Below are 19,201 nucleotides of genomic sequence, written 5' to 3' on the forward strand. Positions count from 1 at the left end.
AGCAAACTAGCCGAGTTACAATCTATTATTTAAGAAATCGTGTAACGATTTCAAACATTAACTAGCAACTAGCCCACTAGAAAACTGACAGCCTTGTTTAAAGAAATTGCGTAGCAATTTCAACCTTTACTATTCACTATTCACTATTCTCTATTCTCTATTCTCTATTCTCTATTCTCTATTCTCTAATTAAGGGGTTTTTATATATAAAACTAAAGGGTCAAGTAAAAGATAACCTTTACTTGACCCGTCAACTCAAATTCATAAACTGGCAGGGGCACCAGGACTCGAACCCGGAACCAATGGTTTTGGAGACCACTACTCTACCAATTGAGCCATACCCCTAAGCACAGATAGTATTATAGCATGTTTGTTTTAAAAATGCAATAATTATTTTTAAATTTTTGTATGCATTATTATTGAACTTGAAATCCAGCATTTTTTATCTTTTTAACAATTTCATCATAATTATCTGTTTTAAGTCTCACAACTATTTCTTTAACTTCTGTTGCTGTTTTAGGATCAACCACAACAAAACTTATAATGTTGCCATTGTTCTCTGTAATCAATCTAGACAATTTAGATATTTGACCCGGAATATCATATGCAATTACAGCTATTCTTTTACCTTTATCTACTCCAAACAATTCAGTAAACTCATGGAATACTGCATGATGAGTAACTATCCCTTTAAAAGAGCCATATTCATCAATTACTGCAACAAAAGCAGTATTTTTAACTTCTAAAAAATGAGCAGCTTCTTCTATGTTAGCTAGTGGTGAAATTGTTGGAACATCTGTTCTCATTACATTCTCAACCAAAAAATCTTCTAGTAATACTTTTTTGTCAAGTGATTTTTCAAAATAAAAAGCATAAATTCTCTCTTTTGATATAGCTCCGTAAAATTTATCTCCTTCTGCAACTGGAATAGATAAAAAATTATTTTCTTCAATTAAGTCAAAAGCTCTCTTAACCGATTCCTTTGGTGATACTGTAATTAATTTTTTACTAGGTAAAATCACATTATTAACAAACATATCCAATCACTCTCCTACTTGAATTTTAACAACAAATAAAACTATAATTTAGTAAAATACCTACTTTAATTGTATATAATATATCTGATTAACGCAACATTTAATTCACTTCTTTTCTTTTTATGCCTTTTAGGATAAAATATACGTGAGGTGAACACAATGAATTTTATTGTTAATAGTGTAAATGAAACTGAAAAAATAGGAATATTAATAGGCAAACGTGCTAATCCAGGTGATATTATATGCCTTGTAGGTGATTTAGGTACTGGTAAAACTCATTTAACAAAAGGTATTGCAAAAGGTTTAAATATTAATGAATATATAACCAGTCCAACATTTACTATAGTAAATGAATATGATGGAAGATTAAAATTATACCATTTTGATGTTTACAGAGTAAATGATATAGATGAAATAGCTGCAATAGGATTTGATGAATACATATTTAGTGATGGCGTAAGCATCATTGAATGGGCTAATTATATTGAAGATTTAATTCCAAAAGAAGCTCTGTGGATAAAAATTGAAAAAATTTCAGATACTGAATTAAATAAAAGAAAAATATCATTCCAATTTTCAGATGAAAGATATAATTATGTAAAGGAGATACAACTATGAAGATATTAAGTCTTGATTCAGCCACTGAATCAGCAACATGTTCTATTTTGGATGAAAATAAACTTTTAGGTGAAATAATCTTTAATTATAAAAAACAACATTCTATTGTATTAATGCCAATTATAGATGAATTATTAAAAAACACAAATACTTCTTTGGAAGATATAGATGGTTTTGTTGTTTCAAAAGGTCCTGGCTCTTTTACTGGCTTAAGGATTGGAATGGCAGTCATAAAAGGATTAGCTCAAGGCACAAACAAACCTTTTGTAAGCATATCAACACTTGATGCTCTAGCATATAATTTAGCCTTCACAGATGGAATTATTTGTCCCATAATGGATGCTCTAAGAGATAATGTGTATACTGCATTATACGAATTCAATGGTAATGAATTAAATAGATTAACAGATTATATGGCTATTTCAGTTGATGATTTAATATTGCTTTTAAAGGATGAAAAAAAATCGGTTACATTTGTTGGTGATGCTGTCACAAAGTTTAAAGATAAATTAAACAGTGAAATTAAATCTGTTAAGTTTTCTCCTACACATTTAAATATTGCAAAAGCATCATCATTAGCTGAACTTGGTTTGATAAAATTAAAAAAAGGCTTTGCTGATGATTTGTATTCATCTGCCCCTGTATATATTAGAAAATCTCAAGCTGAAAGAGAATACGATAAAAGGATGAATTTATATGATTGATTATGATATAGTACCTCTTGAAAAAGAATACATTAATGATGTATATGAAATCAATAGATTATCATTAAAATCAGCTTGGAGTTTAGACTCAATAGAGAAAGAATTACATAATCTATTTGCTAAATACGTTTTAATAAAACACAAAAACAAAATTATTGGCTTTGCAGGTATTTGGATTATTGTTGATGAAGGTCACATCACAAATATAGCAGTTCATCCTGAATTTAGAGGTATTGGACTTGGAAATATACTCATGGATGAATTGATAAAATTATGCTTACGAAATAATATTAATGCTATTACTCTTGAAGTAAGAAAATCAAATATAGTTGCACAGAATCTTTATAAAAAGTTTGGTTTTGTAGAAGAAGGCATACGAAAAAAATATTATCAGGATAATGAAGATGCAATAATAATGTGGAGAATTAATAGCATTAACATTTGACGAAAAATTAAAGCCTAGAAAAAGTTCACTTTGAAGTGAATTGCACAGAATTTTTAGAGACATAGAGTATTGTATAGAATATTGTTAAATAGTTAAGGAGTGAAATCCATATGGATTTCACTCCTGTTTTGCAATTATATTGTCATTATTTTTTGGATTATGCTGTCATTTTCTGCTTAGGCATTTAAAAAGAAATAGCAAGTCAAATGTACTAGCATACTGACTAGTTATTTTTTTGAAAATGCCTTAATAGTACTTTTACCCTTTGCTGTTACCATTTGTTCCTTATGAAGTATTGGAGAAACGCTCTTGTAGAGCAGCATAGTCACTGTTGATACAATTGCTCCTTTAAATAAATTAAATGGAATAATAGACCAAATTATTAATGTTTTCAAGTCAACAATATTTGAATTAAATTTACTTGCCATGCTTACAAATGCTTCAATAGGTGCATTAAATGCTTTTGAATATGCTGGTATTAAAATATAGAAGTTAAGAGTAGCTGCTACTACTGACATTGCTATAACTCCAGCTATCATTCCTATTAATGCAGTCATTCTAGTTTTTCTAATGTTATAAATACAAGCAGAAACTCCTACTAAAACAGCTCCAATACTAAAATTAGCTATTTCCCCAATCCACATTGTATTCGATTTTAATATTCCATGTAGCAAATTTTTAATGAATTCTATTACAATACCTGATACTGGCCCTAGTGCAAATCCTCCAATAAGCGCTGGCAAATCACTTATGTCTAGTTTAAGAAAACCAGGGAAAATAGGAATAGGTATTTCAATAAAATACATTAGCAAAAATGCCATTACAGACAATAATGAAATCTTTACTAATCTGCTTAATTTTTTATTCTGCATTATATTAACCCCTCCAAAATTTAATATTTTCACAAAAGTGAACTCGTTTTGATAAGTCAAAATATTCGAAACTTCATGTGAAGACTCTACTCTACTTGAAGCAAAAAACTTCAAGTAAACTCATTTTGCTAAAGCAAAACATCGAAACTTCAAGTGGAAACTCTACTCCACCTGAAGCAAAAAACTTTAAAATAAATAAATGCCCTGACACAATCGTTCAGGGCATTCAACATGCATATTATATATATCTTCTTAATATCTTCTTCCATCCAGACTTTAACTGTCGGCTTCGGAATCTAACCGAATCAACCTTACGGCTCGCGGGCTTTACCGCCGGTGGGGACTTACACCCCGCCCTGAAGATTTAATATTCACTTTTCACTATAATTATACACAAACTATTCACAGATTTCAACTTATTTATTTTACTTTTATTGTTATTTTTTCATTGAAAGAGAAATTCTTTTCCTCTTAACATCTACATCTAATACCCTAACCTCAACAATATCGCCAACCTTTACAATATCAAGAGGATGTTTTACGAATCTATCCGATAGTTCGCTAATATGCACTAATCCATCTTGATGGACACCAATATCTACAAATGCTCCAAAGTCAGCAACATTTCTAACTGTGCCCGTAAGTACCATACCTGATTTTAATTGGCTAAGTTCCATAATACCTGTTTTAAATATAGGCTTTGGAAGTTCTTCTCTTGGATCTCTTCCTGGTTTTTTAATCTCTTTTATTATGTCATTGAGAGTTGGAATACCTATATCAAGCTGACTAGCTAAGCTTTCTATTCCAATAGATTTTACTTTATCATCTATATCTTGCAATTTGCTATGTTTTAAGTCTTCTTCATTGTAATTTAATATCTTTAATAGATTTTTACATGCCTTATAAGATTCTGGATGAACGCCTGTATTATCAAGTGGCTCACTGCTCTCCATAACTCTTAAAAATCCAGCACATTGTTCAAATGCCTTATCTCCTAATCTTTTAACCTTTTTAAGTTCCTTTCTATTATTGAATTTTCCATTCATTTCTCTGTATTCAACAATATTTTTTGCTATTGCCGTATTTATACCCGACACATATGATAAAAGTGCAGGTGTTGCGGTATTTAAATCAACACCAACCGTATTAACACAATCTTCAACCACACCAGTAAGTGATTCTGCTAATTTTTTCTGGGATACATCATGTTGATATTGTCCTACTCCTAAAGCTTTAGGGTCTATTTTTACAAGCTCAGCAAGTGGATCTTGGAGTCTTCTTGCTATGGATATTGCTCCTCTTAATGAAACATTTATATCTGGATATTCCTTTGAAGCAAGTTCTGAAGCTGAATACACTGATGCTCCTGCCTCAGATACTATAACATAGTACAATTCTTTCCCTTTCTCAGCTTTAACTTCCTTAATTAATTCTGCTAGAAGTTCCTCTGATTCACGACAAGCAGTTCCATTTCCTAATGATATAACATCAACATCATTCTTATAAATTAATTCCTTTAATTCATTTTTAGCTTTTTCTTTATCATCATTAGGCATTGTCGCATGCACAGTCGCTGTATCTAAAACTTTACCTGTATCATCTAGCACAGCTATCTTACATCCCGTTCTAAAGCCAGGATCATATCCTAAAACATTTTTATTCTTTATAGGTGGCTGCATTAATAAAGCTTTTAAATTGGCTTTAAATACTTCAATAGCTGAAGTCTCTGCTTTTTCTGTCAAATACGCTCTTATTTCCCTTTCAATCGATGGATAAATCAATCTTTTTAGTGAATCCTTAACACTTTCCTCAATGAACTTATCAGTAATTGAATTTCCTTTTAAGCATTTTGAATTAAGATAATTGATAATCTTTTCATTATCAACAACAATCTTAACTAAAAGTATTTTTTCCTTTTCTCCTCTATTAATCGCAAGAATCCTGTGTGAAGGAATCTTTTTAACTGCTTCATTGTATTCATAGTACATTTCATATGGAGTTGTTTCAAGATCTTTTGTTTCTTTTTCATTATTTTTGACTTCAATAATACCTTCCTTAAAAACAAAATCCCTTATCCATTTTCTATATTCTGCTTGATCTGATATTGTTTCACTTACAATATCACATGCCCCTTGAATAGCATACTCTACCGATGCAACCTTTTTTTCTTCATTTATAAAGTTTACTGCATACTCAAATATATCTCCTTTGAATTCACCCGATAATATTATTTCAGCAAGTGGTTTAAGCCCCTTTTCAACTGCTATGGTAGCTCTTGTTCTTTTTTTAGGCTTGAATGGTCTATATATGTCTTCAACTTCAGTAAGCGTTTCGGCTTTTATAATATCATTTTTAATTTTATCGGTAAGCTTTCCCTGCTCATCTATGCTTTTTATAATAGCATTTTTTCTTTCATCAAGATTCCTAATATATGCAAGTCTTTCCGCAAATTTTCTTAATATGACATCATCAAGACTTCCTGTCCTTTCTTTCCTGTATCTTGCTATAAAAGGTACTGTATTACCTTGATCAAGCATTTCAATAACATTTTTTACTTGATTTTCTGTTATGTTAAATTCGTTCATCAATTTATTAATTAATTCTATCATTGATATTAAGACGCCACAATAAATAGGGTTAACTACTTACCATGACTTCCTCCCTTCTAAATAAAATAAAACTTGCTAACATATTCATTTTATATTATTTGCTGTATAAAATCCAGTTTGTTTGATATATAAAGCATTTTCAAAAACAACTATTTGACTTGTCATTTTCTTTCAAATGCCTAAGCCTTTATCGATTTTACAAGACTCCCACTTCTATAAGTGAGCGATTGAAGCTTTTGCTTCAGGTGGAGTAGAGTCTCCACCTGAAGTTCCGATGTTTTGCTTTAGCAAAACGAGTTCACTCATACTTTTTTATAACATAGCATACTAATAAATATAAAAGATATATGAGGAGAAATAAATGAAAAATAAAATATTAATATTTCTTTTAACTTTTATGTGTTTATTATTTTTATCAAGTTTTCATATTTATAAACATACTCACCAATTTGATTACTCATCAGTTATAAAAAATATAAACTATATATCATCCGATACTTTTAAAGGAAGGCTACCTGGCACAATAGAAAATGATCAAATTGCCCATTACATTAAAAATGATTTCAAAGATACTGGTCTTAAGCCTTTTAATAAAAGTTATTTTCAGTATTTCAATACAAAATGTCCTGTTAAAGTTCAAGGAAATCCGTATTTAGAAGTTGGGGATAAAAATAATAATGTTATAAAAAAATACATATACGGAAAAGACTTTAAAGAAGATATGCTGAATTTTCGAAATAACAAAGTTAGCTTTTCTAAAGAAAATTCAAAACTTCATGAAGATGAATACTTAGTGGTTGATTCAAATGGTAGTAATTTTTTATTTTATTCATTGAATAAGAATGAATTAGGTTTCAGAAGTTCTTTCATTGAAGATGCACCATTCGATATGTATATAATGTTATCTAAAAAAACTTTTAATGACATAAAAAAATATTTAGATAATAATTATTCTATAAGCTGTTATATACCTTATATTGCAAAAGAAAAAAAACTTTATAATGTCATAGGATATATTCCTGGAATCAATAAAAATGCATCACCAATAATAGTATCTGCTCACTTTGACCATATAGGAATGGATTTAAATAATACTATTTATAATGGTGCTCTTGATAATGCATCTGGTATTTCTTTCATTATGGAAATGAGCAAATACATTCACTCACTTGGCAAGCCATATAGAAGTATTTTATTCATAGGCTTTAATGCTGAAGAATTTGGATGCATAGGTTCTAAATATTTTGTTGATAAGTACAAAACAATACTCAAAGACAGTATAGTATATAATTTCGATATGATTGGTACAAACAATTCTATACCACTTTATATAGTTGGTGGCAAAAATGATACCGATAAGACACCACTTATTCATTCTGTTTCATACTTATGCTCAAAAGAAAAAATACCTTTTAATTACGTATTTTCTGATTCTAGTGATCATTCAAGCTTCAGAAATGAAAATATTAAAGCAATTACATTTTGTGATAATGATTTGAGCAGAATTCATACCCCTAATGATAAAGCCTATTTCATAAGTCAAAAACCTATTGAAAGATGTTATAAAGTAGCTTCCCACGAAATTGTAAAATCTGCTTTTTTATTTAGTACTCTATATTTGCACTGTAAAATAATTATGATAATTTCTTTGATTTTTATAATTATTCTAGTTATTATGCTTGTATATTTTAAAAAACAAGACACATCAAAGTGAACCCATTTTGCTAAATCAAAGGCTTCAACCTCCCAATTATAAAAGAGGGAATCTTGTAAAACCGATAACATATAGCATTCACTTAATGTGCCTAAGTTCAGTAGCAAGTAAATTCACTTGCTACTGATTACTTTTTCTAAGATATTCTTTTATAAACATATCTATTTCCCCATCCATTACAGCATTTACATTTGCTGTCTCAACACCAGTTCTGTGATCTTTTACGAGATTATATGGATGAAATACATAAGACCTTATTTGGCTACCCCAACTTATATCTTTAAGTTCTCCTGTTAAGTCTTCTATCTTTTCCTTATGTGCCATATCCCTTAATGTTATGAGTTTAGCTTTAAGAAGTTTCATTGCAGTTTCTTTATTCATAAACTGACTTCTTTCATTTTGACATTGAACAACTATTCCCGTGGGCAAATGAGTTATTCTTATAGCCGATTCTGTTTTATTTACATGCTGACCACCAGCACCTCCTGAACGGTAGGTATCAATTTTTAAGTCATCAGGTCTAATATCAATATCATCCTGCTGCTCAGTTAATTCTGGAATAACTTCACACGAAGCGAATGATGTTTGTCTTTTACCATTTGCATTGTATGGTGAAATTCTAACAAGCCTATGTACTCCTCTTTCGGCTTTAAGATATCCATATGCAAATTCACCTATTACCTTAATTGTAACACTCTTAATGCCAGCTTCATCTGCAGGTAAATAATCCAATATTTCTATCTTGTATCCATGATTCTCAGCCCATCTAGTATACATCCTATACAACATCTCAGTCCAATCCTGAGCATCATTTCCACCCACACCTGTATGCAGAGTTAATATAGCATTGTTCCTATCATATTCACCTGATAACAATGTGTTTATTTTCATTTCTTCAATATCTTTTTTAAGAGATTTTAATTCGCTATTTATTTCAGCATACGATGAAAAATCCTTTTCATCTATACTCATATGAATCAATACTTCTAAGTCTTCCACTCTACTTTCTACAGACTTAAAACTATCAATACTTATTTTGATGCTTTTTGCATTTTGTGTAATCTGTTGAGCCTTGTCAACATCATTCCAAAAGCCTTCATTTTGCATTTCATTTTCTAGTTCCGATAGTTTCTTTTCTAAGGCTCCTAAGTCAAAGAGAAGCCCTCATTTCTTCAATTTGATCCACCAATATTTCAACTTCATTTAACATTTCTTCAAATTTAATTAACACTGTAATCACCTCTTATAGATTACTTCATTCTTCCACAACAGTTTTTATACTTTCTACCTGAACCACATGGACATGGATCATTTCTTCCAATTTTCTTTTCTTTCTTTATTGGCTGCTTTTTAACAGTATCATCATTTCCATGACTAGTTCCCGTAACCTTGGCAACTCTCTGTCTCTCTGGAGCCTTATCACTTCTATTTTGAATATGGAATAAGTATTTAACTGTTTCAACTTTTATATTCCAAATCATCTCATCAAACATTTCGCTACCTTCAAACTGATAAGCTTGAACTGGATCCTGCTGTCTATATGCTCTAAGTCCTATACCTTGTCTTAGATGTTCCATATTATCTATATGATCCATCCATTTAGTATCAACAACTCTAAGAAGAATAACTCTTTCAGCTTCTCTAAATTGCTCTTCTTCAAATTCTGATTCTTTCTGTTCATATAGTTTCAGAGCTAATTCATACAATTCTTCCTTCATTTCATCAGCAGACTTTTTAGCTAATTCATCAGGCTTAATCATTCCCTTAGGAAGATATATATCCTCAAGATAATCAATAAGTTTTTTAATCTCTTCATCGTATTCTTCTTCAACACCTGTTATATGAGAATCTACTGCATAATACACAATTTCCTTTATCATTGAAAGAATCTCATCTTTAATATCTTCACCTTCTAAAACTTCTGCTCTCTGCTTATATATTATTTCTCTTTGCTTATTCATTACATCATCATATTGAAGTACATTTTTTCTTATATCAAAGTTATTTCCTTCAACTTTCTTTTGAGCACTTTCAATAGCTGATGATACCATCTTACTTTCAATAGCATCATCTTCACCAATTCCTAACTTCTCAACAACAGCACTCAATCTTTCCGAACCAAATATTCTCATCAAATCATCTTCAAGAGAAATGTAGAATCTTGAAAGTCCTGGATCACCTTGACGTCCTGAACGTCCTCTAAGCTGATTATCTATACGTCTTGATTCATGTCTTTCTGTTCCTATAACCTTAAGACCTCCAAGCTCGCGTACTCCTTCTCCAAGTTTGATATCAGTACCACGTCCAGCCATATTTGTTGCAATTGTAACCATGCCTTTTTCACCTGCATGAGAAACAATTTCTGCTTCCTTTTCATGATATTTAGCATTCAACACCTGATGAGGTATACCTCTTCTTTTTAACATTTCAGACAGCAATTCAGACTTTTCAATGCTTACTGTACCTACAAGTACTGGTTGCTTCTTGCTATAAGTTTCGACTATTTCATCAACAATTGCTCTAAACTTTGCTTTCTCAGTTTTATATATAACATCTGGACAATCTTCTCTTGCAATAGGTTTATTAGTTGGAATTGCTATAACATCAAGACCATATATTTCTCTAAATTCATTTTCTTCAGTTAGTGCTGTACCTGTCATACCTGCTAATTTAGCATACATTCTAAAGTAATTTTGGAATGTAATTGTAGCTAATGTCTTTGATTCCTTTTCTACTTTAACTCCTTCTTTTGCTTCTATTGCTTGATGAAGACCGTCACTATATCTTCTTCCTTCCATAAGTCTTCCTGTAAATTCATCAACTATCATTACTTGACCATCTTTTACCATATAATCCTTATCACGTTTCATGCTATAATTTGCCTTCAACGCTTGAACAACATGATGTTGAATCTGCATGTTTTCTGGATCTGCATAGTTATCAATATGGAAGAATTTCTCTGCCTTCTCAACACCACTATCAGTTAAAATAACAGAATTAGTTTTTTCATCGATTTCATAATCTTCTTCAGTTAAGCTTTTTACAAAATAATCAGCTACTTTATAAAATTCTGTTGATTTTTCTCCCTCACCTGAAATTATAAGTGGAGTTCTAGCTTCATCTATCAATATAGAGTCAACCTCGTCTACGATAGCATAGTTCAATTCTCTCTGTACTCTTTCTTCCTTGAATATAACCATATTATCTCTTAAATAATCAAAACCAAATTCATTATTCGTACCATACGTAATATCCGAACCGTATGCTTCCTTTCTTTGCTTCGAATCCAAATCATGCAATATACATCCAACAGAAAGTCCTAAAAATCTATATATTTGGCCCATCCATTCACTATCTCTTTTTGCCAAATAATCATTTACAGTAACGACATGAACACCTTTACCTGATAATGCATTTAGGTATGTAGGCAAAGTACCAACCAATGTTTTACCTTCACCCGTTCTCATTTCTGCAATTCTTCCTTGATGCAGTACAACACCACCAATAAGCTGCACTCTAAAGTGTTTCATATTAAGTACTCTCCATGCAGCTTCCCTAACTACCGCAAAAGCTTCAGGTAAAATATCATCAAGTGTTTCACCCTTATCTAATCTATCTTTAAATTCTACAGTCTTACCTTTCAATTGTTCATCTGTAAGTTTCTGCATTTCTTCATCATAGGACTCTATCTTTTCCACTATAGGTATTATCTTTTTTATCTGCCTTTCACTATATGTTCCGAATACTTTCTCTAATAACTTCATTACGCGCAACCTCACTATCTAATTTAATAAAATACACTTACACTCAATAAATTATACCATCTAATCGTTTCTCATTCAACTTACATTTTTTAAGCATTTTAAAAAAATAACCCTCACAAATGTGAGGGTTATCTTTATAATTCAGGTTCAATCAAACCATAATTTCCATCTTTTCTTTTATAAACGACATTTATATCACTTGTATCAGCATCTCTGTAAACATAAAAATTATGACCCAATAAATCCATCTGAAGTACAGCTTCTTCTGCTGACATAGGCTTAATAGCAAATCTTTTAGTTCTAACTATCTTAGGCTCCTCTTCATGCTCATCTTCTTTAGGTATCAAATGATATATAAGTGCATCTCCTCTACTTCTCTTTTCTAATCTAGTTTTTTGTTTTCTAATTTGTCTTTCGACTTTATCTAAAACCAAATCTATAGAAACATACATATCTTCATTAGCTTCTTCTGCTCTCAATATAACCCCATTAAATGGTATAGTTACCTCCACAATATGTGTGTTCTTTTGAACATCTAATCTTACAAATGCTTCAATATCAGGTTTAAAATATCTATCAAATCTTGACATTTTCTTTTCTACTATGTTTTTTAATGCTTCAGTAACCTTTATGTTTTTGCCAATAACTCTTACCTTCATAGTCACAACCCCTCTCACGAATAAAATTATGTGTGCTAATGTATGTTGCTATTATACATAATATTTTATCCCTTTTATGTATAAATCTCAAAGTCTATAATCGCAATTCTCAGAATATTAAGTAAAATTATATCGTTTTCTTTTAATATTCCTTGTCCATGTATCTAATTAATGCTATATATAATAGGTGATATTTACATCGAAAAGTGCTATAATAAGAGTACATGGGCATTTGCACACTTGATTCGTTATTTTACTTTAAATGCATTATATCTTTGATTTTGCTGCTGTTAATACAATTACATTATTTGCATTATTATTAATCAGTTTTTCGGCACAATAAAATGCAGTCGCACCAGTAGTTATAACATCATCAATCAATAATATATTCTTTTCTTTTATATCGTTTTTATTACCTATGAATTCAAAGCATCCCCTAATATTATACCATCTTTCATCAGAATCTAGACCTATTTGATCCTTAGAATCCTTGTTTTTTTTAAGCAACTCTAACATTTTGACATCAGTATGTCGTGAAATATATTGTGCTAAAAATTCACTTTGGTTATATCCTCTGATTTTAAGATACTTTTTAGTCATGGGGACAAATGTTATATAATCAAATTTTATATTTTTTTCATATATAATTCCCTGCATCATTTCTGCTAATGCTTTTCCAGATTTAAAATCACTCTTGTATTTTAGATTAACTATCATCTCTTTAATTACGCTTGAATAGTATGCCATGCTATAGCACTCTATTTCTCTTATTTTCTCTTTAATGTAATACTTCTCTGTACAAAATCTTATTTTTGAATAGCAACTATTGCATAAAAAACTAGTATCTTCACAATAATTATCACATATGCAGCATTTATCCCCATCAGAATATACTAAATTCAAAGTACAATCCAATACATATATTAAATTCGTAATGACTTTTTTGAGCATATCCATAATATCCAACTTTCCTTTTAGATATTCGAAAGAAAATAACACCTCAAATAGGATCCTTCAATTCGTAATATGCAATATTTATATTTGATATACATATATTTTGTATTAATATTTACTATAAAAATCTCTACACAATGCATTTTCCCGTTATGATATATATGAAAAAAATCCAAATTACGAATTGAAGATAGGACTATATTTAATTGTGTATTATGTCTTATGCATCCATAATGTTTGTAATCCTCCATCTAAGTGCAGAATATCTTTCAAAACTTCTATCATTCTTTATCATGAAACTTAATGCTTTCTCTGAACCGACAATAACAACCAATTTCTTCGCTCTAGTAATACCTGTATACAATAAATTTTTATTCATTAAAAGCGGTGGTCCCATAAACATAGGTATTATAACAACTGGGAATTCACTTCCCTGACTCTTGTGAATAGTTATTGCATATGCTAATGTAAGTTCATCTAAACTAGTATTATCATATTGTACTACCTTATCATCATCAAATATTACTGTAACATTTTCATCTTCATCTATGTCACGTACATATCCAACATCTCCATTAAAAACACCCATACCACTATCACCAGAATCTAATTTATTCCATTTTATGGAGTAATTATTTTTTGTCTGCATTACTTTATCTCCTACTCTGAATACAGTATCATGAAATTTCTTTTCTTTTTTATCATTACTCTTTGGATTTAGAACATTCTGGAGCTCTATATTAAAATTCTCTACTCCAAGCGTACCTCTTCTCATAGGTGACAATATTTGAATATCATTAATATTGTTCCATTCATTATTGAATTTTGGTAATCTAACATTTATAAGTTCAATTATTGTGCTTAATATCTTATCTCTTTCTTCGCATCTCATGAAATAAAAATCATTATTTTTTTTATTTAATATGGGCATCTCTCCATTGTTTATCTTATGTGCATTTACAATTATCATGCTTTCCTTAGACTGCCTAAATATTTCTTTTAGTCTAACAACTTTAACACATCTGCTTTCAATAATGTCTCTCAAAACATTTCCCGGACCAACAGAAGGCAATTGGTCTACATCTCCAACTATTATTATTCTAGTACCGTAATTTATAGCTTTAAGAAGATTATTCATAAGCATTATATCTATCATAGAAGCCTCATCAATGATTAAAACATCACAATCTAATGGAGATTGTTCATTCTTAAAAAATTCCATACTATCCTGCTCACCATATCCTAATTCTAATAGTCTATGTATTGTTTTCGCTTCTCTTCCCGTTGCTTCAGCCATCCTTTTAGCAGCCCTGCCAGTTGGTGCAGCCATGTAAACATTTAAACCTGCATTTTCAAAAATATCTATTATACAATTTATAATTGTAGTCTTACCTGTTCCAGGTCCACCCGTTATGATTTCTATTCCATAGTTAACAGCACCTATTATGGCCTCCTTTTGCGATTGTGCAAGACTAATATTGTTCTTTTCTTCAAACTTATTTATCTCTTTTTCAATATCGATTTTAAGCTTCTTATATTCACCTACAGTCAAGCCTATTACTTTTTTAGTTACACTAAGTTCTGAGTAGTAAAAAGGTATTGTGAAAACACATCTTTCTTCATCTATAGTTTCTATCTTTATTTTTCCCTCAAGAGCGCATTCATAAACACCCTTATCGACACTTTCTTCAGAAACTCCTAAAATATCCGCTGCTTCTTTTATTAATTTCTCATATGGCATATATGTATTTCCGAGGGCACAAAATTCATTTATTACATACTTAATACCACTTTGTATCCTAAAAGGTGAATCTTTTTCAATACCCAAATTTCTAGCAAGTTTATCTGCCGTTTTAAATCCAATTCCCCTTATATCATCAGTTAATCTGTAGGGATTTTCTTTAACAACACTAATAGAGTTACTGCCATATTTTTTGTGTATTTTTACACATTGCGATACAGAAACACCATACGTCTGCAAAAATACCATTATATCTCTAATCTCTTTCTGCTTCGAATACGATTGAATAATAACTTTTATTTTTTTATCTCCTATTCCTTCTATCTCTCTCAATCTATCAACATCATTATCTAGTATATGTAGTGTTTCCTCTCCAAAATGTTCAACAATCTTTTTAGCAGTTACAGGTCCTATTCCTGAAATAATTCCTGAAGACAAATATTTCTCTATTCCACTTATTGAATTAGGCACTACTTCTTCACAAACTTCTACTTTAAATTGTTTACCAAATTTAAAGTGTTGCGTCCACTCACCTTCAACTTTTAAGTTCTGACCTTCTTGTACATATGGCATATATCCTACAATTGTCGTATTATTTCCTCCATATTTAAATTTAGCTACGGTATATCCATTTTCCTCATTTTTAAATACTATACCTTCTATAACACCTTTTAGTTCCACAAAAATCTCTCCTATTATTCACTTAAATAATCAATTCATAATATTCCAACATGAACATAAAGACTATATAATACTATATAATAATTATTAAATATATTTGTAAATATTTCAATTAAATTATGCTCTTTTGAATAAATTATACCACAGCTACATCAATAATTGCCAAATATAAAATTTTTGTTCAAAAAAAAGCCGCCCATTCAAGAACGACTCTTCTTAATTATTGACATTACATATTATTATTATTCAACATTAGGCATCTTCAAAAATAATTTGTCAAAATGTTAATACATTAGACTTGCTATTTCTTTCAAATATCTTATAGATACTTTTTGATTTCTTCAACTTTATTTAGTTTTTCCCATGGTAAATCAATATCAGTTCTTCCAAAATGACCATATGCAGCTGTCTGTTTATAAATTGGTCTTCTTAAATTTAATTCTTCAATTATTGCTGCTGGTCTTAAATCAAAAACTTTTTCAATTATATCTACTATTTTTTGTTCTTCAAATTTACCAGTTCCAAATGTATCAACAGAAATTGAAACAGGATGTGCAACACCAATTGCATAAGCTAATTGAACTTCAAGCTTATCTGCTACTCCTGCTGCAACAAGGTTTTTAGCTACCCATCTTGAAGCATATGCAGCCGATCTATCAACTTTAGTTGGATCCTTTCCTGAGAAAGCTCCTCCTCCATGTCTTCCTGTTCCACCGTAAGTGTCAACTATAATTTTTCTTCCTGTTACACCGGAATCACCTTGTGGACCACCAATAACAAATCTTCCAGTTGGATTAATAAAATATTGAGTTTTACCATCTAAAAGTTCTTCTGGAACAATTGGTTTTATTACATTTTCTATAATATCTCTTTCAATTTGTTCATGAGTAACATTTTCAGAATGCTGAGTAGAAACTACAATTGTATCTATTCTAACAACCTTACCATCTTCATACTCAACAGTTACCTGAGTTTTACCATCTGGTCTTAAATATTCTAGAGTACCATTTTTTCTAACTTCTGTTAATCTTCTTGATAATCTATGTGCTAAACTAATAGGCAGTGGCATGTATTCTGGAGTTTCATTTGATGCATATCCAAACATCATTCCCTGATCTCCTGCACCAATTGCTTTTTGATCATTCATTTCTCCCTCTTTTGCCTCTAGCGCTTCATCTACACCCATAGCAATATCATGTGATTGCTCATCAATTGATGTCATAACAGCACATGTATCACAGTCAAAACCATATTTTGCTCTTGTATACCCTATTTCTCTAATAGTGTTTCTAACTACTTTTGGTATATCTACATAGCAATTTGTAGTTATTTCTCCCATTACTAAAACCATACCTGTTGTTACTGCTGTTTCACATGCTACTCTTCCATATGGATCCTTTTCTAAAATAGCATCAAGTATTGCATCTGATATCTGATCACAAATTTTATCTGGATGTCCTTCTGTTACTGATTCTGATGTAAATAATTTTCTCATTTCCGGCTCCTCCCCTACTAATAAAAATAAAAAACCTCTTCGATAAGAAGAGGTAAATTTCCTTCTCTCTTATCTTGCAGCAAATCTGCAGGAATTAGCACCATAATGCAAAGCATCGGTTGCTGGGTTTCATAGGGCCCTTCCCTCCACCTCTCTTGATAAGAGTTCAATAATTATATGAACTATATTTAAATACTTAATTTTAATACTTATGATATATTAGCACTTATGATATATTAGCACAGTTAAAAATAACTGTCAATACGTTTTACACTTAATTAATACTTAATTTTCAATTTGTTAATGTTTCTGATTTACTTTTATAAAATCTAAATTTGAAAGCTTTTTCTATTAATTCAAAGTCATTGCATACTCAACCACAAAGATATAATATTTTACCACTCAACATAAAAAAACACCCTAAGGTGTATTTATGGTGGTGGAGGAGGATGGATTCGAACCATCGAAGCGAAACGCAACAGATTTACAGTCTGCCCCCTTTGGCCACTCGGGAACTCCTCCGAATATGGAGCTGGCAATAGGACTTGAACCTACAACCTGCTGATTACAAGTCAGCTGCTCTACCAATTGAGCCATGCCAGCATATTCATTTCATTATTTTTTATTTATATTATGGTGGAGGAGGATGGATTCGAACCATCGAAGCGAAACGCAACAGATTTACAGTCTGCCCCCTTTGGCCACTCGGGAACTCCTCCGAACATGGAGCTAGCAATAGGACTTGAACCTACAACCTGCTGATTACAAGTCAGCTGCTCTACCAATTGAGCCATGCCAGCATAATTTTATTATTTTTTATTTACATTATGGTGGAGGAGGATGGATTCGAACCATCGAAGCGAAACGCAACAGATTTACAGTCTGCCCCCTTTGGCCACTCGGGAACTCCTCCGAATAAAAAACTAATACATTCAATTTCAAAACATCGCCGTCGTTTGCCGACAATGAATAGTATACAAGTTTAACATTATATTTTCAAGTCTAATATTCTTCATTTAGCAAATTTATTTTAATATTTCTCAATATATCTTTAGTTTTCTCGTGTATAATTATGCAAACATAACATCAATCGCTTTAATATTTTACTTAACTTCAACCGCTGTTTGCCTTCGTTTTAACGTACCTAGCAGAAGTCTCCCATCTTCTATAAGTGGGAGATGAATGCGTAAAAACAACTTGCTCCTATTATTTTATTTTTTTTGTACTAAAATAAAGTCAGCAGTAAATAATATAAATGAGTGATAGTAATGAAATTAGATACAAATAATCATTAAGTATTCTTATAATAAAGAAATATATTCAAAGTCAAGAAAAGAAATGAGGTGAAGGAGTTGCTAAAAGCTTATAAATATAGAATATATCCAAATTCAGAACAAAGATTATATTTAGCTAAAACATTTGGCTGTACTAGGTTTATATATAACAAAATGTTAGCTGATAGAATAAAGTCATATGAAGAAAATAAAGATTTAGATATAAAGAAAGTAAAATATCCAACTCCTGCACAATATAAAAAAGAATTCCCTTGGCTAAAAGAAGTAGATAGTTTAGCTTTAGCTAATGCTCAAATGAATTTAGATAAAGCATATAAAAATTTCTTTAGAGATAAATCTGTTGGGTTTCCTAAATTCAAAAGTAAAAAGACCAATTATCATAGTTATACTACTAATAATCAAAAAGGAACTGTATATATAGAAAATGGATATATTAAGATTCCTAAATTAAAAACTATGATTAAAATAAAACAACATAGGCAGTTCAATGGATTAATTAAATCTTGTACTATATCAAAAACACCAAGTGGAAAATATTATATATCAATATTAGTCGATACTGAAAAGAAACAATTACCTAAAATAGAGAAAAAAGTTGGTATAGATGTAGGGT

14 protein-coding genes, 6 tRNA genes and 2 riboswitches are annotated in these 19,201 nt (G+C 30.6%); of the genes, 5 read left to right on the forward strand and 15 right to left on the reverse strand.

Translation table 11 applies throughout. The annotated features are described in order from the left end of the window. Positions 1 to 269: 269 nt before the first annotated feature. A tRNA-Trp gene (locus tag CLTEP_RS11070) sits at positions 270 to 345 on the reverse strand. Positions 346 to 416: 71 nt separating this feature from the next. After that, positions 417 to 1,037 (reverse strand): CBS domain-containing protein, encoded by a 621-nt coding sequence (locus tag CLTEP_RS11075; protein WP_066826694.1) that lies wholly within the window; start codon positions 1,035 to 1,037, stop codon positions 417 to 419. A gap of 159 nt (positions 1,038 to 1,196) precedes the next feature. Between CLTEP_RS11075 and tsaE the strand changes: the two genes are divergently transcribed. From tsaE to rimI, 3 genes are read left to right on the forward strand one after another with little or no spacing between them, the layout of a single operon-like run. Then, positions 1,197 to 1,655, forward strand: coding sequence for a tRNA (adenosine(37)-N6)-threonylcarbamoyltransferase complex ATPase subunit type 1 TsaE (tsaE, locus tag CLTEP_RS11080; RefSeq protein ID WP_066826696.1), 459 nt, complete (start codon positions 1,197 to 1,199; stop codon positions 1,653 to 1,655). Beyond that, on the forward strand, positions 1,652 to 2,359 hold the full coding sequence (gene tsaB, locus CLTEP_RS11085; RefSeq protein ID WP_066826698.1) for a tRNA (adenosine(37)-N6)-threonylcarbamoyltransferase complex dimerization subunit type 1 TsaB: 708 nt from the start codon (positions 1,652 to 1,654) through the stop codon (positions 2,357 to 2,359). Before tsaE ends, tsaB begins: the two co-directional genes overlap by 4 nt. After that, positions 2,352 to 2,804, forward strand: coding sequence for a ribosomal protein S18-alanine N-acetyltransferase (rimI, locus tag CLTEP_RS11090; protein ID WP_066826701.1), 453 nt, complete (start codon positions 2,352 to 2,354; stop codon positions 2,802 to 2,804). Before tsaB ends, rimI begins: the two co-directional genes overlap by 8 nt. A 227-nt stretch (positions 2,805 to 3,031) precedes the next feature. On the opposite strand, the gene CLTEP_RS11095 is transcribed toward rimI, so the two are convergent. Beyond that, on the reverse strand, positions 3,032 to 3,676 hold the full coding sequence (locus tag CLTEP_RS11095) for an ECF transporter S component (protein ID WP_066826703.1): 645 nt from the start codon (positions 3,674 to 3,676) through the stop codon (positions 3,032 to 3,034). 253 nt (positions 3,677 to 3,929) lie between these two features. Next, positions 3,930 to 4,044, reverse strand: a riboswitch (FMN riboswitch). 69 nt (positions 4,045 to 4,113) lie between these two features. Beyond that, the gene (locus CLTEP_RS11100; RefSeq protein WP_066826706.1) at positions 4,114 to 6,285 is read right to left on the reverse strand and encodes a Tex family protein; all 2,172 of its coding nucleotides are present in this window, start codon (positions 6,283 to 6,285) and stop codon (positions 4,114 to 4,116) included. Positions 6,286 to 6,646: 361 nt separating this feature from the next. On the opposite strand from CLTEP_RS11100, the gene CLTEP_RS11105 reads away from it, so the two are divergent. Further along, entirely contained in the window at positions 6,647 to 7,999 is a 1,353-nt protein-coding gene (locus tag CLTEP_RS11105) for a M28 family metallopeptidase (protein WP_066826707.1), read from the forward strand. Between the two features lie 120 nt (positions 8,000 to 8,119). Here CLTEP_RS11105 and prfB read toward each other — a convergent pair. The 11 genes from prfB to CLTEP_RS11160 all read right to left on the reverse strand — a co-directional run bounded on the left by prfB (position 8,120) and on the right by CLTEP_RS11160 (position 18,206). Continuing rightward, positions 8,120 to 9,230, reverse strand: a protein-coding gene (gene prfB, locus CLTEP_RS11110) for a peptide chain release factor 2 (protein ID WP_242863929.1) whose coding sequence is annotated in 2 segments (ribosomal slippage) — positions 8,120 to 9,151 and positions 9,153 to 9,230 — 1,110 coding nt in all. Because the reading frame shifts where the segments join, the coding sequence is not laid out codon by codon here. Between the two features lie 19 nt (positions 9,231 to 9,249). Then, positions 9,250 to 11,763 carry a preprotein translocase subunit SecA gene (secA, locus tag CLTEP_RS11115; protein WP_066826710.1) on the reverse strand — a complete coding sequence of 838 codons (2,514 nt, stop codon included), beginning with the start codon at positions 11,761 to 11,763 and terminating at the stop codon, positions 9,250 to 9,252. 134 nt (positions 11,764 to 11,897) lie between these two features. Beyond that, a complete protein-coding gene (gene hpf, locus CLTEP_RS11120) occupies positions 11,898 to 12,422 on the reverse strand; it encodes a ribosome hibernation-promoting factor, HPF/YfiA family (protein ID WP_066826712.1) in 525 nt (174 codons plus the stop codon). 267 nt (positions 12,423 to 12,689) lie between these two features. Further along, on the reverse strand, positions 12,690 to 13,373 hold the full coding sequence (locus tag CLTEP_RS11125) for a ComF family protein (protein WP_066826717.1): 684 nt from the start codon (positions 13,371 to 13,373) through the stop codon (positions 12,690 to 12,692). 223 nt (positions 13,374 to 13,596) lie between these two features. Next, the gene (gene recD2 / locus CLTEP_RS11130; protein ID WP_423230735.1) at positions 13,597 to 15,804 is read right to left on the reverse strand and encodes an SF1B family DNA helicase RecD2; all 2,208 of its coding nucleotides are present in this window, start codon (positions 15,802 to 15,804) and stop codon (positions 13,597 to 13,599) included. A gap of 313 nt (positions 15,805 to 16,117) precedes the next feature. Further along, positions 16,118 to 17,293, reverse strand: a complete 1,176-nt coding sequence (gene metK / locus CLTEP_RS11135) for a methionine adenosyltransferase (protein WP_066826716.1) — start codon at positions 17,291 to 17,293, stop codon at positions 16,118 to 16,120. A 66-nt stretch (positions 17,294 to 17,359) separates the two neighbouring features. After that, positions 17,360 to 17,458, reverse strand: a riboswitch (SAM riboswitch). A gap of 272 nt (positions 17,459 to 17,730) precedes the next feature. Further along, positions 17,731 to 17,815: transfer RNA gene (locus CLTEP_RS11140), tRNA-Tyr, on the reverse strand. A 5-nt stretch (positions 17,816 to 17,820) separates the two neighbouring features. After that, positions 17,821 to 17,896: transfer RNA gene (locus CLTEP_RS11145), tRNA-Thr, on the reverse strand. Between the two features lie 31 nt (positions 17,897 to 17,927). Next, a tRNA-Tyr gene (locus CLTEP_RS11150) sits at positions 17,928 to 18,012 on the reverse strand. Positions 18,013 to 18,017: 5 nt separating this feature from the next. Then, positions 18,018 to 18,093, reverse strand: a tRNA-Thr gene (locus tag CLTEP_RS11155). A gap of 28 nt (positions 18,094 to 18,121) precedes the next feature. Beyond that, positions 18,122 to 18,206: transfer RNA gene (locus tag CLTEP_RS11160), tRNA-Tyr, on the reverse strand. 439 nt (positions 18,207 to 18,645) lie between these two features. Between CLTEP_RS11160 and CLTEP_RS11165 the strand changes: the two genes are divergently transcribed. Continuing rightward, a partial coding sequence (locus CLTEP_RS11165; protein WP_153016325.1) for an RNA-guided endonuclease TnpB family protein occupies positions 18,646 to 19,201 on the forward strand: 556 nt, incomplete at its 3' end.

It is taken from the genome of Clostridium tepidiprofundi DSM 19306, from assembly GCF_001594005.1.
GTDB classification, from domain to species: domain Bacteria; phylum Bacillota; class Clostridia; order Clostridiales; family Clostridiaceae; genus Clostridium_AC; species Clostridium_AC tepidiprofundi.